Annotated in this window: 1 pseudogene; it reads right to left on the reverse strand. The window is 66.0% G+C overall.

The features are described 5' to 3' along the window. Positions 1–30: 30 nt before the first annotated feature. Positions 31–235 (reverse strand): annotated as a pseudogene (locus tag SB816_RS34985) (MFS transporter); the annotation flags it as partial.

Below are 235 nucleotides of genomic sequence, written 5' to 3' on the forward strand. Positions count from 1 at the left end.
TAGCGGCCGTTTTCTTTTATCGAAGCATGTTTATCGATCGACCAGCGTCTTCGGCGCCGACAGCGCGAGCAGCCCGCCGAGGATCATGAACGCCGCGAGCATGTACATGCCCGAGTCGTTGGCGGCGGTCGCCTGCTTGAGCCAGCCCACGGCGTACGGGCTCAGGAAGCCCGCGAGATTGCCGATCGAGTTGATGAGCGCGATGCCCGCCGCGGCGCCCGTGCCCGCGAGCCAC

Origin of the sequence: Achromobacter sp. SIMBA_011 (genome assembly GCF_046535435.1) — a bacterium.
GTDB classification, from domain to species: Bacteria; Pseudomonadota; Gammaproteobacteria; order Burkholderiales; family Burkholderiaceae_B; genus Achromobacter; species Achromobacter dolens.